This window comes from Rhizobium sp. BK049 (genome assembly GCF_014193135.1).
Taxonomy (GTDB): Bacteria; Pseudomonadota; Alphaproteobacteria; order Rhizobiales; family Rhizobiaceae; genus Rhizobium.
This window is the reverse complement of record NZ_JACHYV010000033.1, coordinates 15,768-31,777: the sequence shown is the minus strand read 5'-3', so window position 1 is coordinate 31,777 and position 16,010 is coordinate 15,768. Positions and strand designations below refer to the sequence as shown.

Here is a 16,010-nt window from a genome sequence, read left to right as displayed (position 1 = left end):
CCGTCAACATCGATTACGCGGCTTTCGTCACCTGATCGATCGGGTGCTGTGAGCGGAAGCCGACGGCAAGCCGGTTCCAGATATTGATCGCGCCGATCGCCACCGTAATCTCGGTCATCTCCTTCTCGGAGAAATGCGCCTTCAGTGCCTCGTAATCTGCGTCCGGCGCGCCTGTCTTGGCGATATTGGTCACAGCGTCGACCCATCCGAGCAGGGCCCTTTCGCGCGTGTCATAGACCGGCGATTCCCGCCAGACGCACATCAGGTTGATCCATTGTTCGCTGAGCCCGTCGTGGCGGGCTTCCTTCACATGCATATCGACGCAGTAGGCGCAGCCGTTTATCTGCGAGGCGCGCAGCTTGATCAAATGGATGAAGCGGCGCTCCAGTCCGGAAGACTGGACATATTGTTCGAGTGCGACGACCGCCTTGTAGGCATCGGGAGCGGCTTTGGCGAAGTTGAAACGCGGTTGCATGTCTTTCTCCTTTGATATGGCTCAACGAGCCGTCTTGCGTTCATGGATTTCAAGGAAGGCGCAGCCTCGGGCTGCGATCGATCCGTCGTCGAGGGCGGCGAGTTCGATGCCGAGATCGGCAATGCTGGTGTTGGCAAGTTCGGCCCGGTAGACCCGCTCGGCCCGGAGCATTGCCGCGCTGATGTTGCAGGGCTTGGAAAAGAAGTGGTCGGAGACCGGGTTCGGTCCGCGCTGGCGGATTTCGGCGCAGCGAAAGGCCGGGGCCGGTCCCTCCACAGCAAGCAATATGTCGAGCAGCGAAATCTCCGCCGGCGCCTTCGCCAGCCGATAGCCGCCCTTCGGCCCCGGCACCGTATCGAGGATGCCGGCGCCCGACAGTGCCTGCAGATGTTTGAGCAGATAGCTTGTCGACACGCCGTGGAATTCCGCCAGCGCAGCCGCCGAAAGGAGACCGCCTTCGGAGAGGCCGGAGAGCATGGCGACGCTGTGAATGGCCTGCTCGACTCCATCGCTCATTTTCATCGGTGTCATCTCCTCAATTCGTGGATAAAAAATATCCATGATTATCGCTTCTGTCAACTGCCCTTCTTTTTCGCCCGCTTTTCACTACCTTCAGGACGTGGACCAGATCGATTCCGAAGCCCGCGCCCTATTGCCTGAAACCTTTGCCCGCTGGTTTGCGGAAAAGGGCTGGCGCCCTCGCGCCCATCAGTTGGAACTGCTGTCCCGCGCCGAGGCCGGTCAAAGCACGCTGCTGATTGCGCCGACCGGCGCCGGCAAGACGCTCGCTGGCTTTCTGCCCTCGCTCACCGATCTCACCCGCCGCGGCAAAATTCCGCCCGGCTCCCCCTTCACCGGTATCCATACGCTCTACGTCTCGCCGCTGAAGGCGCTGGCGATCGATATCGAGCGCAACCTGATGAAGCCGGTCGAAGAGATGGGCCTGCCCGTCACGATCGAAAACCGCACCGGCGATACGCCGATTGCCAAGCGCCAGCGGCAGAAGCTCAATCCGCCGGATATTCTGCTGACGACGCCGGAGCAGGTTGCCCTGCTGCTGGCGAACCGTGAGGCGGAGCGCTTCTTCAAGGACCTGAAATATGTCGTGCTCGACGAGCTTCATTCGCTCGTCACCTCCAAGCGCGGCCATATGCTGTCGCTCGGCCTTGCGCGCCTCCGCCGCCTTGCCCCCGGCCTGAAGACCATCGGCCTGTCGGCGACCGTCGCCGAGCCGATGGACTTGCAGAAATGGCTGGTCGCCCAGGAGGAGGGGAGGGAACATCACGCTGGTCTTGTCGTCGTCGAAGGCGGTGCCAAACCCAATATCTCGATCCTGTCGACCGAAGAGCGCATTCCTTGGGCCGGTCATGCCGCCCGCTATGCCATTCCCGATGTCTACAAGCAGCTCCTCGAACACCAGACGACGCTGCTGTTCGTCAATACCCGCAGCCAGGCCGAGATGCTGTTTCAGGAACTCTGGACGATCAATGACGACAACCTGCCGATCGCCCTCCACCACGGCTCGCTCGATGTCGCCCAGCGCCGCAAGGTCGAGGCGGCGATGGCCGAAAACCGCTTGCGCGCCGTCGTCGCCACCTCAACGCTCGATCTCGGCATCGACTGGGGCGATGTCGATCTCGTCATCCATGTCGGAGCGCCGAAGGGCGCCTCACGCCTTGCCCAGCGCATCGGCCGCGCCAATCACCGCATGGACGAGCCTTCGAAGGCGATCCTCGTGCCGGCCAATCGCTTTGAAGTCATGGAGTGCCAGGCAGCCCTCGACGCCAATTATATCGGCGCCCAGGACACGCCGCCCGTCGGCCGCGGCGCTCTCGACGTGCTCGCCCAGCACGTACTCGGCATGGCCTGCGCCGAACCCTTCGACATGCTGGAGCTCTATGACGAGGTCACCAGCGCCTCGCCCTATGCCGATCTTAGCTGGGAGACCTTCGAGCGCGTCGTCGATTTCGTCGCGACCGGCGGTTATGCGCTTAGGACCTACGAGCGTTACGCTCGCATCCGCAAGACCAAGGAGGGCCGCTGGCGCGTCTCCAATCCGGCGGTCGCCCAGCAATACCGTCTCAATCTCGGCACCATCGTCGAAAGCCCGATGCTGAACATCCGCATGGTCAAGCGCGGCGAGGGCGGCCGGCTCGGTCGCGGCGGCGCCACGCTGGGCAAGGTCGAGGAATATTTCCTCGAGCAATTGTCGCCGGGCGACACCTTCGTATTTTCGGGCAAGGTGCTGCGTTTCGAAGGCATACGCGAAAATGAATGCCTGGCGTCGCAGGCCTTTTCGCTCGATCCGAAGATCCCCGCCTATAATGGCGGCAAGTTTCCGCTGTCGACCTATCTCGCCGAGCAGGTGCGGGCGATGATCGCCGATCCCGATCGCTGGCGCCACTTGCCGGATCAGGTGCGCGACTGGCTGTCGCTGCAGACCGACAAGTCGATGCTGCCGAAGCGCGACGAGTTCCTGATCGAAACCTTCCCGCGCGGCAGCCGCGGCTATATGGTCGCCTATCCCTTCGAAGGCCGTCTCGCCCACCAGACTCTCGGCATGCTGCTGACCCGCCGGCTGGAGCGAGCGGGCGCCAAGCCGCTCGGCTTCGTCGCCACCGATTATTCGCTCGCCGTCTGGGGTCTCGAGGATATGGGGCTGATGATCGCCAATGGCCGGTTGAGCCTCTCCGACCTCTTCGATGAGGATATGCTCGGCGACGATCTCGAGGCCTGGCTCGCCGAATCCTTCTTGTTGAAACGCACCTTCCGCAATTGCGCCGTGATTGCGGGCTTGATCGAGCGCCGCCATCCGGGCAAGGAAAAGAGCGGCCGCCAGATCACCGTCTCGGCCGACCTGATCTATGACGTGCTGCGCAGCCATGAGCCGGATCACATCCTGCTGCAGGCAACGCGCCAGGATGCGGCGACGGGGCTTTTGGATATAAGCCGTCTTGGCGATATGCTGATGCGAATCAGGGGCCACATCACCCACCGCCCGCTCGATCATATTTCCCCGCTCGCCGTGCCGGTGATGCTGGAAATCGGCCGGGAGGCGGTGCCGGGCGAGGCCCATGATGCGCTATTGGCCGAGGCGGCGGACGATCTGATCGCCGAAGCTCTGGCATGATGACTGGGAAAATACGACTGTGATGAACCGCCTGGCGCTGGCGCGCGACATTTCCGGATTGGCTGCGATCCCCGGCATCGAGACATCGGTGAACGGCATTGCCGCCGTCTGCGATCCGCTCGGCGCCCTCTATCTGCCGGATGCCGGACTGCTCGTCGTCTCCGACCTGCATCTCGAAAAAGGCGCAGCCTTCGCGCGCCGTGGCATGATGCTGCCGCCCTATGACACGCTGGCGACGCTGACCGTGCTTGCCGCTGTCATTTCCCGCTATGATCCGAAGGTCGTCGTCTCGCTCGGCGACAATTTTCACGACCGCATCGGTTCGAAGCATCTGCCGGAAAATTTTCGCGCGCTGATCGTCGGTATGGCGCGCGGCCGCGAATGGATCTGGATCAACGGCAACCATGATCCCGACGGCATCGTCGATCTGCCCGGCGCTTGCGCCGACGAGGTGCATTATGCCGGCCTGACCTTCCGCCACGAGCCGAGGAACGGCTTGCAGAGCGGCGAAATCGCCGGCCACCTGCATCCTTCGGCGACCGTGCGCCGGCGCGAACGATCAATCCGCCGCCCCTGCTTCGCCACGGACGGCGCTCGCCTCCTCATGCCGGCCTTTGGGGTGATGAGCGGCGGCCTCGATCTCGGCCATCATGCGATGAAGGGCTTGTTCGAAAAGGAATCGCTGATCGCGCATCTGTTGGGACGCGATCGGATTTATTCGGTCAGGTATGGGAATTTGCGGGGGTAGCGTCTGTCCTCGATGTGTGCCGTGGGGGGTGCCACACTGCACGCCTTTGAACTTAATCACACCCCTGCAATTGCTGCTGATATGTCCCCGCCATTCGCGCGAACTTCTGTGCCGTCTGCTGCAATTGCCCGTTCGAGCGCCAGTCGCCGCGCTTATATCCCGTCGGGCCCGAATAATAGGCGAGATAGAGATTATAGGCATCGTTGAGCGGAATACCGGTCTCCACACTGTTCTGGTAATGATACCAGCCGATGAAATCGATCGCGTCGGCGAAGTTCGTGCGGCGCGCCGCCCAGTTCCCCGTCTGCGACTGATAGTGATCCCATGTCCCGTCGAGCGCTTGCGAATAGCCGTAGGCGGTCGACGGCCGGGTCCAGGGAATGAAGCCGAAGAGCTTGGTGCGCGGCGGCCGCGCGTAGGGCTGGAAACCCGATTCGGTGTACATCGTCGCCATCAGGATCGGCACGGGCACGCCGTATTTCTTCTCCGTCCGCTCGGCCGCGCTCTGCCAGCTGGAGAAGAGTCCTTCGCGCTGGTCGAAGACGGCGCAGATGTTCCTCGTCTGCTTCGGCGCCGTCGCGCAGCCGGCAAGCAGCGCGAGACCCACGGCGGTCAGAACGATACGAGTACGCATAACAGAACCTCTCGTTTCCGAGAGATTACTAACTCGTAAATGTTAAAAACCGGTTTTTAGTCGAATACGAGCTTTTCTGAAGGCAGCGGAGTGCCATTTCCGTCGCGGAGGCCGGTGAGATCAGCCGCCCGTCTGTCTGCCGGCGCCAATTGGAATCGAGACAGTGGCTCGGCCATGACTAGGCTCAGGGTAGGGGCAGCGAGCCGAATCCGTCGTGTCCCACTGCCCTGAGCGGCTCGTAGCGCAGGATCACCGCGCCACTTTGCGTGGTCGAGGATTCAATAAGCCTCAGCGGCACCTGGGCCGCGTTCGCTTTGAAAAGCGGATTGCCGCCGCCGAGAATGACCGGCACCACGCAAACCCTGATCTCATCGATAAGGCCCGCCTTCAGCAGGCTGTCGGCAAGCGCGGCGCTGCCGAAGATGAAGATCGTCTTGCCGTCCTCCTGCTTCAGCCTCGTCAATTCGGGAATCGGATCGCTGACGATGCGGGCATTGTTCCAGCCGGGATCGGTCATTGTTCGAGAGACGGCGATCTTGGCAATGCCGTTCATATAGGCCTTGATCTTGTCTTCGTCCTCGGCAGTCGGCCAGTAGGCGGCCATGCCCTCATAGGTCTTGCGGCCGAAGACCAGGAGGTCACCTTCCTCGCCGAACTGCTCGGCATAGCGCTTGAGCTCCGGTCCCCAGGCGAGATTGTGGAAGTCGATCTCCCACGGTTTCGTTCCCTCGAACTAGCCGTCGAGCGTCATCAGGTTCCAGACGACAAGCTTCCGCATTTCATCCTCCTCAAGTGAGAACCGCTTTTAATAAGCAACTGGTTCACAGTAGTTCAACTGATTGCGATACGCAAGCGGTCATGGAGGCCGCCGACAAGAAGTTCCGGCGCTTGACTCTTCTAGGTCAATTGTCCTAATGGCTAGGTCAATTGACCTACGAATCGTAGCTTCGCGGACAGAAAGGGAGAATGAAAATGGTCGCTGCGGCCACCCGGCAGCAAATTGTCGAAGCAGCCGACAGGCTTTTCTACGAGAGAGGCTTTGAAGCAACGTCCTTTGCCGACATTGCGGGTACAGTCGGACTCTCGCGAGGCAATTTTTATTATCACTTCAAGACGAAGGACGAGCTTCTCGATGCGGTGATCACCCATCGCCTCCTCAAAACCAGGTCAATGCTCGATGAGTGGGAAGCACAGGCCGAGGCACCTGACGAGCGTATTCTCAGCTTCGTCAATCTCCTCATCGTGAATCAGTCGAAAATCATGGCCCACGGTTGCCCGGTCGGCACGCTTTGCGCCGAACTCGCCAAGCTCGATCACATTGCCAAGAGCCGTGCTGCCGAACTTTTCGATCTGTTTCGCCATTGGCTCTCACGTCAATTCAGCGAGCTTGGCCGCGAGGCTGAAGCCGATGCGCTTGCCATGCACATTCTGATGCGGAGCCAGGGCGTCGCGACGCTTGCGGCCGCCTATCGCGACGAAATCTTTGTTCAAAACGAGGTGGAAAATATGCGCGCGTGGCTGGCGGAGCAGCGGCCAGAAACACCCGCCTTTCCCGACACCCTTTCACGACAGCATTCCTGAAGGAGACACTGCATGTTTTTCATTACTCTGAAATTTTCTGAAAGCAGGGCCAAAGCACCGGTTCTGATGGAAGCGCATAATGCCTGGCTCAAACGAGGCTTCGACGACGGGATTTTTCTTCTCGCCGGCGGCCTTCAGCCGAGCGCAGGTGGAGCAGTCGTCGCTCACAACACCTCGCGCGCCGAACTCGAAACCAGGATTCAGCTGGATCCTTTCGTAGCGGAAGGCGTCGTCAGCGCCGATATTCTGGAAATTGCCCCCGCTCGCGTCGACGAGCGGCTCGCCTTCCTGAAGACATGAGACACGAGCGCGACGGTTCGCGGCGCCGGATCACTCCTTGCGGAAGATCAGGCTGGCGCTCCAGCCGGTGACGACGGCGAGCGCCACGGCCGCAAATCCGTAGAGGATCGGCTGATCATGGGCCGCGTCGGTGATCGTCTGTTCGATGCCCGTCTTGATGACGCGCAGCGGCAGCGATTTATCGGTGATGAGATTGCCGCTCTTGAAGAGATAGGCGCGCACCGTGTGCACCCCGTTCGGAATATTTGCCGGCAGGCGCAGGCTCGCCTTGAAGAGGTTCGATGAAACGAACCGCACGCCGCTCGGGTTCCGGTCGTAAAGCGCGCCCACCTGCTGCAGCCGCAGGAAAGCCTGACGGAACTCGCCGAGATTGCTGCCGTCGCCGACGAAGCCGACCGGCGTCAGCGGAATGTGGTCGATGCCGATCCCCTGGTCGGTGAGTTCCAGCGGCGTCGTCAGATCGTCGATCATGCGCGAGCTCGACATCGAATAGGAATGCGGCACCGCCTCGAAAGTCATCGAGCGCCTGTTCACCCAGATGCCGAAGACGCGCTCCTTCTTGCGCACCGTCGCATCCTCGCGCGGGCCTTCCAGCACTACCACCACGTCATACTGGCCAATGGCGAGCAGCAGCTGGTCGGTGTTCGAGAGCGCCCCGAAGATCGTCAGATCGGCACCGTGGAAATCCGAAGTGATGGCAATTTCGCTGGTCGATGTGCCGATCTCCAGCCCCTCCCGCACCGCTTCCGTTGCCTGTCCCGGCAGCCACTGCGCCCCGGCAACCGCCGGCAGCAGACACAGGAGCAGGAGGATCGAGGCAAGCAGGCGCATCAGTTCCCGGTCCCCATCACCACCGAATAGACGTCGGCAGGGGTCACGACCAGCGCGATCGCCAGACGCAGGCCGACGGCCAGAACCAGCAGGCCAAGCAGGGCGCGCAGCTGCTCGCCGCGAAGCTTCTGGCCGACGCGCACGCCATATTGCGCCCCGATGACACCCGCCACCATCAGGATGAAGGCAAGCACGATGTCGACAGAGAAGTTCGTCGCCGCCTGCACGATCGTCGTATAGGCGGTCACGAAAATGATCTGATAAAGCGAGGTGCCGACCACGACATTGGTCGGGATACGCAGCAGGTAGATCATTGCCGGCACCATGATGAAGCCGCCGCCGACACCCATGATCGAGGTCAGGATGCCGATCGCAAAGCCGAGCGCAATGATCGGAATGACGCTGAGGAAAATCTTCGATTTCTTGAAGCGCACCTTGAGCGGCAGCTTGTGCACCCAATGCTGGTGGCCCGGCTTGCGCGGCGCGGGCGGCTCGTTGCGTGCGGCGCGGCGCATGGCATTGATGCTTTCGAGCAGCATCAGCCCGCCGACCGCTCCGAGGAAGATGACATACATCAGCGAGATGATCAGGTCGAGCTGGCCGATGGCGCGCAGCAGCGAGAAGATCCAGATGCCGACGGTCGCCCCTGTAAGACCGCCGACCAGGAGCACTGTGCCGAGCTTGACGTCGAGCGTGCCGCGCCGGAAATGGGTGATCGCACCCGAAATCGACGACGCCACGACCTGGTTGGCGCCGGTGGCGACGGCGACGACGGGCGGGATATTGTAGAAGATCAATAGCGGGGTGATGAGAAAACCGCCGCCGACGCCGAACATTCCGGACAGGAATCCGACGGCCGCCCCCATGCCGAGAATGATGAAGATGTTCACCGACAATTCTGCGATGGGCAGATAAATTGTCACAACCGACCCCGAATGATGACCGCCCCTGCCGGGCGGTTCCTGTCACGTCCCCGTTCGAATGCGCACCATACTGTGAAATCGTTGCCAGAGGCTTTCGATCGGCCCCGATTGATAGAGATCGATGGCGGGAGATTCGGCGATGCGCGGATCGATATGTCCGGCATAATCGGGCTTTTTTCAGGTTTTGTGACGAGGGTGGGAAAATTTCGGAAAAGCTTGCGGCTTAGTGCCGCAAGGCCTGCGAAGACCCCTCCCCAAGGGGGATGCGCGGCATCACCCCATAGCAACATCAACGTTTCCGCGGGTGAATCCGTGAAAGAGATAACGTCGGCGCGGCATGCAAGCCCCTCCCCTTGCGGGGAGGGGTCTTCACCGGCGGCTCGACCTCCGTCGACGCACCTTAGATCGCCTTGGCGACCTGCTTGTTGCGTTCGAGCAGCGCCTTCACGGTCGCGTCGCTCACCTTGCCGTCCGGCTCCTGGCCGATCGACTTCTGGAAGCTCTTGATCGCGGCGACGGTTTTCGCCCCCATTTCGCCGTCGGGCACGCCGGCGTCGAAACCGTTATTGTTGAGGATCGCCTGGATGTTGCGGATCGCCTTCTTCATGTCGACGGTTGCCGTCTTCATCCCTGTGCCCGCCCATTCGTCGGGGATGTCGATGCCGTTGGCGCGGTGGTCGAGCGGTTCTGGCTTCCAGAGGTCGGCCTTGGCACGCGCCCGTTCGAGCTGGTCAGGCTTCATGGCGTTGGCCACTTCATCGCGCTTCTGTGCTGCATCCTTGTCGCCGGCCTTGGCGGCGATCGCGAACCACTTATAGGATTCTTCGAGATCCGCCGGAACGCCGTTGCCCCTGGCGCAGAGGATCGCCAGGTTGAACTGGCTGTCGGTGATGCCGAGATTGGCGGCCTTGGTGAACCACGAGGCCGCCGTCGCATAATCCTGCTGGCCGAGCGCGCCGGAGGCGTAGAGAACGGCTAGATTGTGCATGGCGCTGGCATTGCCCCGGTTCGCCGCCTGCTCGTAGAAGCCCTTCGCCTTGGAGATGTCGCGTTCGACGCCGTTGCCCTTCTCATACATGCTGCCGAGCCGGTATTGTGCCGGCGCAAAACCCTTGTCGGCCGAAAGCTGGTACCAGCCTGCGGCCTGTTTCTGATCGACGGTCATGCCGTTGCGGCCGTCCGAATAGCGTGCGCCGATCTCGAACAGCGCCAGGGAGTCGCCGCCCTGTGCCGCATCGGCAAGTGATTTCGGCTGCACGGTGTCGGGGATGGTGATCGCTGCCTGCGGCGCGACCGCCGCTGCGGTCGGGCTGTTCGGAGTGAAGCTCGATGTTTCCTGCATTGTCGCGGACGAACCGGCGGGGGCCAAAGTTGCGGCCCCTTCGCCATCGAGCGGCGTTGCATCGGTCAGATGATCGCCTGCGGCCGGCGAGGCTGTTTCCGGTTGCGCCTGATCGGCGGCCGGTGCGCTCGCCGCTGCAGGGACGTTCAGATCGGCAGCGCCGGTGTCCGGCTGGGCGGGTGTCGCCTCAGGCGGAACCGGCTGCGGGTTTTCCGTCGCCCCCGTCAGCGCAGAGACCTCCGCCGGCGGCTGCGGTGCGGGTTCGCCGCTCGTCAACGTCCGCGCCAGCGGAAAGGCCATGATGGCGAGCAAGACGGCGCCGACGGCGAGAAGGATCGGTCGGCGGTAGCGCGAAAAGGCGCTGGGCTTGCCCGCCTTGTCGGTCTTGCTCGTCTTGTCGGCATTTGCGGCCTTCTTGTCGGCCTTGGTTGCCGCCTGCTTTGGATTGGCGTCCACTTCCATTGCGGCAGCCTGCGCCGCCCGGCGCGCAGCCGCGATGTAGTCGGCCCGATCCGTCTCGATGGCAGGCTTGCCGCGTTGGGCACTCTGGCTGGCGCGCACCCGTTCAAGAATCTTCTTGACGTCGGGCGCGCCCGAACCCGGCTCGAGCAGTTCGTTCGCCGCATCCGTCGGGACCACGTCGGCGGGATCGATCGACGGCGCAGGGTCGATCACCGGTCGTTCCTTCGCCTGCGCCTCGGCTTTTTTGCCGGGCCGCAGCCGCTTGCCAAGGCTGGCGAACAGGCTGGTTTTTGCCGGCGCCGGTGTCGGGGTCTCCGGCGGCCGCGTCGCGGCTTCGATGGCGATTGCGCTTGTTGCGCTCATGCTCGCGGCCTGGGCGGGGGCGGCAGGTTCCGCCGCGACCTCAGCCGTGCGGATGACCGGAGAGGCTTTCGCTGCCGGGGGCACGTCCGCCGTCTGGGCGGCTTCAGCCACCATCAGCGCATAGGGGTCGACATCGAAATCGACGTCGGCCATCGGCATCTGAGCGATCGGCCGTCCGCGCTCTTCCATGCCGTCGAGCCGGTCGGCGATGTGGACCAGCGTCTCGTGCAGCGCCTTGAAGGTCTTGTGCGTGCGCTCCTCGCTGTCGCGGCTGATATCCTCGAGATGGCGCAGATCCTCGGCCAGCGCCGTCAGCGCCGACATGTCGGCGGCGGGCACGCCGCCCTGCAGGCCGCCATTGCGCGAATAGGCCTCGACGACGGCCTCCGCCGCTTGGCGCGCCGCCTCGATGATATATTCGTCGCTTGTCGCCATATAATCTTCGATCGCGCCCATGCGCCGGTCGAGGTCGGCCGGGATCGCGGCACTTTCGCGCGGCTCGCTCATCAGCGCCGAAAGGTTGGCAATCTGGTCTTCGAGGTTCTTCAGCGCTTGCGGATCGGTCGGCGGCGCCGCCGTTGTTTCTTCCAGCCGGGCGGCGATGTCGCTCAGCCGGCCTTCGAGACGCTGGAAAGCTCTGTCATCGATCGCCGCGGCAGGCGCGGGCTGCTGAAAGGCCATCTCGTCGATCCGCCGGGCGAGATAATCGAGCCGCTGCGCCAGCACGTCATTGACCGCTCCATTCTCGAGCGCATCGATCTTGCGGGAGATGTCGGAAAGCGGGCCGGTGAGGTCGGGTTGCGCGGCCGCCTTCTGCGTGCGCTCCAGCAGGTAGGATAGATGTTCCAGCCGCTCGTCGAGCCGGGACGTCGCTTCCGCCTTGGCCAGCTCCTCGACGCGCTCCGTCAGCGCTTCCAGCCGCATCGCCAGCTCGTCGGCTGGGGTTGCCCGGCTGGCCGCGTCGTGGCTCATCAGGTCGATCTGGTCGGCGAGCGACGACAGGCGGCTTTCCAGCCGCTGCATCAGCGTCGGATCGTTGGCGGCAGCTGCGCGGCCGCTTGCCGCAATCGCCCGGCTGATCTCGTCGAGGCGCATATCCATGGCGGCAAACTGCTCGGACATGACCCGGTCATGAGGCTGGATCATGTTGCCGAACTGCTCCATCGCCGTGGCGATGGCGATGAGCTTGTCTTCCAGCGCCCGGACCGCGGGGCTTTCGCCCATGCCGCCGATATGGCGCTTGATATCGTCGAGCCGGTAGGCCAGCGAAACGAGCTCTTCCTGCAGCCCCTCGGTATCGAGTGCGGCAAGTCGGCTCTCGACGCCGTCCCAGCGGTTTTCCATATGGCGCAGCGATTCCTCGCGCGCCAGCCCGTCCATCAGCGATCGCAGCTCCTCGAAATCCTCGCGCAGGCCGACGGCCTCCGGGCCGCTCGAGCGGCCGGTCAACTGGCTGATGCTCTGGGCCAGGCGGTTCATGTCGGCGCGAATGTCGTCGGCGAAGCGGCTGTCTCCGGCGGTCGCCTTGATCTCGCGCAGTTCGGCGCGCAGTGCGCTCATCTCGCGGGTCACGCCCTCGGAAATATCGCGCTTCAAGTCCTGCCTGAGGTTGACGAGCGCCTGGGCGATCTCGGTCATCGTGTCGTCGCCGGCGCGTAAGGCAGGGGCGGCCAGTGGCGCGGCGGCGCGCGGTGCGGGGTCGCGCAGCTGGGTGGCCTGCTCGCGCCCATAGGAGCGTTCGCGGCCCGCTTCCAATGCGCGCTGGCGCTGGCGAATTTCCGCCAGCGGATCCGGCCGCGGCTCGACCGGCGCTCGTGTGGGGCGCGGCGCATTGGAGGCCGCATAAGGATCGCGCTCGGCCGTTGGCGTGCGCGTCCGCTGATCGCGTCCGCTGCCCATCAGCCCTTCGATGCGCGCCTCCAGCCCTTCGATCGTGCGGTTCAGCGCATCGAGCGAGGTCCTGTCGGACTGTCGGGAAGGATTTGATCGCGATCCGTTCATCTTCTTGCTCGCTTCGACTGCTCGACCTCTCGTCAGAGCTCGATCCGTGGCTTCTTCGTCTGCTGCCCACGTCTTCACGCGGACCGGAGCGCATCATCCATAAGAAGATAGTCAATTAGACTTTCCTCAGGCTGAACGATGTAGCGGCATTCTTTAGGAACGCGGGACTGGGAAAAGGAATGCGGATCACTACGGCTCAATCCGCACCTTTCACGAAACGTGGTAAACAAGCCGTTAAGATAGATGAGAATTTTTTAACGTTTGCAGCCGAAAGGCTTCTTTAGGCGGCAATTGCCGTGAAATTCGCCGGATCGGATAGACATCGCCAGGCCGGAATTTCAGTGCGCGGCATCGATCGAATAGGCGCTGATGCGCGAGAGGTGGATGAAGGAAAGGCCGGTCTCGGCGGCCCAGTCGTTGAAGGCCTGCTGGATCAGCTGCTGGTCCTTCTTCGTCGTGCCGGAGGAGGAGAGCGGCACGCCGGCCGATCTCAGGCAGGCGAGCACGTCGAGCGTGGCGACGAAGCTGTCGCGGCCGATGCCGCGCAGGAAATACTGGGCGGTCATGCCGCCGAGCCGGCTGCCGCGTTTGCTTATCAGATCGAGGAGGCCGATCTGGTCCTCCCGCGGCCAGTCGGCGAAGAAGGCGCCGACGCTGCCATGTTCGCTCGCCAGCTCTCTGACGAAGGCGGCATTGGCGCGAACCGACATGATCTTCGCGCCGTTGCGGATGATCCGCTCGTCCGATGTCAGCTCATGCCAGTAATCGTCGGGCGCGATATTCAGCGCCGCCGGATCGAAGCCGGAAAACGCCGCCTCGAAGCCCGGCCATTTCGCATCGATCACCTTCTGCACGAAGCCGCTGTAGAAGATGCGGCGGGTCATGTCGGCCAGAATGCGGTCGTCCGGCATGGCGCGCAGCCGGTCGTGATCCGGCTGGTGCTTCTCGAGCATTGCCTGCAGCGCGGCCGCACCGCCTTTTCGCTCTTCCGCACGCTGCCTAATCGCCTCGAAACTGATCATGCCGGCCCACCTGATGCATAGTGAAAGACGCTTGCGCTTATACGCCATTCCCGAATGGACAAGGAAGATGAGATGGCGTCTCCTGCCTCCGCATCGACGGCTTGCGGATTCGCCCTCTCGAATTTTTTCATGAAAAGGCGATGGAGAGGAAGAGTTTGACGTTTACGCAAACGTCAATATTTTGTAAGACGATGACCAAGGCCGGCGCGATCCGGTTATCCGAATGGGAGGAAATTGAGAGATGCCAGTCTACAAGGCCCCGGTGAACGATACGCTTTTCGTTTTGAACGACGTGCTGGGCCTCGAACGCTACAACAATCTTCCCGGGTTTGCCGATGCGACGCCCGATATGATCGAGGCGATCCTCGGCGAGGCAGCCAAGGTGGCCGAACAAGTTCTTTTTCCGGTCAATTATTCCGGCGACCAGGAAGGCTGCAGACGTCAGGACGACGCCAGTGTCTCGACGCCGAAGGGCTTCAAGGAAGCCTATAATGCCTATCGCGAAGGCGGCTGGATCGGCCTTGCCGTGCCGGAAGAATTCGGCGGCCAGGGGCTTCCCTATACGCTGCATGCCGCCGTCGGCGAATATACCTCCGCCGCCAACATGTCGCTGATGATGTATCCGGGCCTGACGCAGGGTGCGATCGCCGCGATCCTCGTCCATGGCACGCAGGAGCAGAAGGAAACCTATCTGCCGAACATGGTCGACGGTTCCTGGTCGGGGACGATGAACCTGACCGAGCCGCATTGCGGCACCGATCTCGGCATGCTGCGCACCCGGGCGGTGCCGCAGGCCGACGGCAGCTATAAAATATCCGGCCAGAAGATCTTCATCTCTGCCGGCGAGCACGATCTGACCGACAACATCGTCCATCTGGTTCTGGCTCGCATCGAGGGGGCCCCCGAGGGCACCAAGGGCATCTCGCTCTTCATCGTCCCGAAATACCTGGTCGGCAAGGACGGCGCTCTTGGCGACCGCAATGCCGTGTCCTGCGGTGCGATCGAGCACAAGATGGGCATCCACGGCAACGCCACCTGCGTCATGAATTACGACGAGGCGACCGGCTTCCTGATTGGCGCCGAAAACCGCGGCCTCAATGCCATGTTCGTGATGATGAACGAGGCGCGCCTGATGGTCGGCCTGCAGGGCATCGCCATTTCCGAAATCGCCTATCAGAATGCCGCGAATTATGCCCGCGACCGCATCCAGGGCCGCTCGCTCTCCGGCGTCAAGGCGCCGGATAAGAAGGCCGATCCGATCATCGTCCATCCCGATATCCGCCGGACTCTGATGACCATTCGCGCCTTCAACGAGGCCGGCCGCGCCTTTTTGCTCTGGACCGCGCTGAAGTCCGATATCGCCCACCGCGCCACCGACGAGAAGGAGCGCCAGACCGCTGACGACATTCTCGGCCTCGTCACCCCGATCCTCAAGGGTGTGATGACCGACAGGGGCTTCGACCACGCCGTCATGGCCCAGCAGGTCTTCGGCGGCCACGGCTATATCGAAGAGCACGGCATGAGCCAGTATGTGCGCGATGCCCGCATCGCCATGATCTACGAAGGCGCCAACGGCATTCAGGCGCTCGATCTCGTCGGGCGCAAGCTCGCGCTCAACGGCGGCCGCGCCGTCATGGCGCTGTTCAAGGAAATCGGCGATTTCTGCGAGGAGAACCGCAGCGACGAAAAGCTCTCCTTCTTCACCAAGCATCTGAAGAAGGGCTTGAACGACGTCCAGGCCGCGACCATGTGGTTCATGCAGAACGCCATGGCCAAGCCCGACAATGCCGGCGCCGGTTCGACCGATTACATGCATCTCTTCGGTCTCGTCGTTCTCGGCTATATGTGGGCGAAGATGGCGAAGGCCGCCGAGTACGGCCTTGCCTCGGGCGATGCCGCCCGCGAGGATTACCTGAAGAACAAGTTGACCACGGCGAAATTCTTCATGGAGCGGATCATGCCGGAAACCGCCCTTCGCAAGACCCGCATCGAAGCCGGCGCCGACACGATGATGGCGCTGGCCGCTGAAGCGTTTTGAGCCGGTTCTCCCTCCCCTTGTGGGGAGGGTTGGGGGTGAGAAAGCGGTCGGCGCAGCCGACGAAACGATCCGGTGAATCGTTTCGAGCGCCGAACGCCCTGAGCTTAAAACGAAGGGCTATTTGGTCTTCGCAGAATTCAAAGGCGCGTCTGCGCCATCA

At 62.6% G+C, this 16,010-nt stretch carries 12 protein-coding genes and 1 pseudogene; 5 read left to right on the top strand and 8 right to left on the bottom strand.

What is annotated here, in order from left to right; genetic code table 11:
- Positions 1–13: 13 nt before the first annotated feature.
- On the bottom strand, positions 14–475 hold the full coding sequence (locus tag FHT70_RS26695) for a carboxymuconolactone decarboxylase family protein (RefSeq protein ID WP_183705974.1): 462 nt from the start codon (positions 473–475) through the stop codon (positions 14–16).
- Between the two features lie 21 nt (positions 476–496).
- Positions 497–997 (bottom strand): Rrf2 family transcriptional regulator, encoded by a 501-nt coding sequence (locus tag FHT70_RS26690; RefSeq protein WP_183705972.1) that lies wholly within the window; start codon positions 995–997, stop codon positions 497–499.
- A gap of 97 nt (positions 998–1,094) precedes the next feature.
- Between FHT70_RS26690 and FHT70_RS26685 the strand changes: the two genes are divergently transcribed.
- A complete protein-coding gene (locus FHT70_RS26685; RefSeq protein ID WP_183706017.1) occupies positions 1,095–3,605 on the top strand; it encodes a ligase-associated DNA damage response DEXH box helicase in 2,511 nt (836 codons plus the stop codon).
- A 22-nt stretch (positions 3,606–3,627) separates the two neighbouring features.
- Complete coding sequence (pdeM, locus tag FHT70_RS26680) at positions 3,628–4,353, top strand: ligase-associated DNA damage response endonuclease PdeM (RefSeq protein ID WP_183706015.1); 726 nt, start codon at positions 3,628–3,630, stop codon at positions 4,351–4,353.
- 52 nt (positions 4,354–4,405) lie between these two features.
- Here pdeM and FHT70_RS26675 read toward each other — a convergent pair whose 3' ends face one another.
- Complete coding sequence (locus tag FHT70_RS26675; RefSeq protein WP_097601598.1) at positions 4,406–4,987, bottom strand: transglycosylase SLT domain-containing protein; 582 nt, start codon at positions 4,985–4,987, stop codon at positions 4,406–4,408.
- 184 nt (positions 4,988–5,171) lie between these two features.
- Positions 5,172–5,765: pseudogene (locus tag FHT70_RS26670) on the bottom strand (dihydrofolate reductase family protein).
- A gap of 194 nt (positions 5,766–5,959) precedes the next feature.
- On the opposite strand from FHT70_RS26670, the gene FHT70_RS26665 reads away from it, so the two are divergent.
- Positions 5,960–6,568, top strand: coding sequence for a TetR family transcriptional regulator (locus FHT70_RS26665; RefSeq protein WP_183706013.1), 609 nt, complete (start codon positions 5,960–5,962; stop codon positions 6,566–6,568).
- A gap of 12 nt (positions 6,569–6,580) precedes the next feature.
- On the top strand, positions 6,581–6,868 hold the full coding sequence (locus FHT70_RS26660) for a YciI family protein (RefSeq protein ID WP_183705970.1): 288 nt from the start codon (positions 6,581–6,583) through the stop codon (positions 6,866–6,868).
- A 30-nt stretch (positions 6,869–6,898) separates the two neighbouring features.
- On the opposite strand, the gene FHT70_RS26655 is transcribed toward FHT70_RS26660, so the two are convergent.
- The 4 genes from FHT70_RS26655 to FHT70_RS26640 all read right to left on the bottom strand — a co-directional run bounded on the left by FHT70_RS26655 (position 6,899) and on the right by FHT70_RS26640 (position 13,812).
- Positions 6,899–7,699 carry a TIGR02186 family protein gene (locus tag FHT70_RS26655; protein ID WP_085776851.1) on the bottom strand — a complete coding sequence of 267 codons (801 nt, stop codon included), beginning with the start codon at positions 7,697–7,699 and terminating at the stop codon, positions 6,899–6,901.
- Positions 7,699–8,622 carry a sulfite exporter TauE/SafE family protein gene (locus tag FHT70_RS26650; protein ID WP_183705968.1) on the bottom strand — a complete coding sequence of 308 codons (924 nt, stop codon included), beginning with the start codon at positions 8,620–8,622 and terminating at the stop codon, positions 7,699–7,701. The genes FHT70_RS26655 and FHT70_RS26650 overlap by 1 nt, the downstream gene beginning before the upstream one ends.
- A gap of 400 nt (positions 8,623–9,022) precedes the next feature.
- Positions 9,023–12,790 (bottom strand): peptidoglycan-binding protein, encoded by a 3,768-nt coding sequence (locus FHT70_RS26645; protein ID WP_183705966.1) that lies wholly within the window; start codon positions 12,788–12,790, stop codon positions 9,023–9,025.
- A 338-nt stretch (positions 12,791–13,128) separates the two neighbouring features.
- Complete coding sequence (locus FHT70_RS26640) at positions 13,129–13,812, bottom strand: DNA-3-methyladenine glycosylase I (RefSeq protein WP_183705964.1); 684 nt, start codon at positions 13,810–13,812, stop codon at positions 13,129–13,131.
- 241 nt (positions 13,813–14,053) lie between these two features.
- Between FHT70_RS26640 and FHT70_RS26635 the strand changes: the two genes are divergently transcribed.
- Entirely contained in the window at positions 14,054–15,850 is a 1,797-nt protein-coding gene (locus tag FHT70_RS26635) for an acyl-CoA dehydrogenase C-terminal domain-containing protein (protein ID WP_183705962.1), read from the top strand.
- Positions 15,851–16,010: the final 160 nt, after the last annotated feature.

Coding starts and splice junctions, on each gene's coding strand:
- FHT70_RS26660 (WP_183705970.1), top strand. CDS start 6,581: ATGTTTTTCATTACTCTGAAATTTTCTGAAAGCAGGGCCAAAGCACCG.
- FHT70_RS26675 (WP_097601598.1), bottom strand. CDS start 4,987: ATGCGTACTCGTATCGTTCTGACCGCCGTGGGTCTCGCGCTGCTTGCC.
- FHT70_RS26690 (WP_183705972.1), bottom strand. CDS start 997: ATGAAAATGAGCGATGGAGTCGAGCAGGCCATTCACAGCGTCGCCATG.
- pdeM (WP_183706015.1), top strand. CDS start 3,628: ATGAACCGCCTGGCGCTGGCGCGCGACATTTCCGGATTGGCTGCGATC.
- FHT70_RS26655 (WP_085776851.1), bottom strand. CDS start 7,699: ATGCGCCTGCTTGCCTCGATCCTCCTGCTCCTGTGTCTGCTGCCGGCG.
- FHT70_RS26640 (WP_183705964.1), bottom strand. CDS start 13,812: ATGATCAGTTTCGAGGCGATTAGGCAGCGTGCGGAAGAGCGAAAAGGC.
- FHT70_RS26695 (WP_183705974.1), bottom strand. CDS start 475: ATGCAACCGCGTTTCAACTTCGCCAAAGCCGCTCCCGATGCCTACAAG.
- FHT70_RS26665 (WP_183706013.1), top strand. CDS start 5,960: ATGGTCGCTGCGGCCACCCGGCAGCAAATTGTCGAAGCAGCCGACAGG.
- FHT70_RS26645 (WP_183705966.1), bottom strand. CDS start 12,790: ATGAACGGATCGCGATCAAATCCTTCCCGACAGTCCGACAGGACCTCG.
- FHT70_RS26635 (WP_183705962.1), top strand. CDS start 14,054: ATGCCAGTCTACAAGGCCCCGGTGAACGATACGCTTTTCGTTTTGAAC.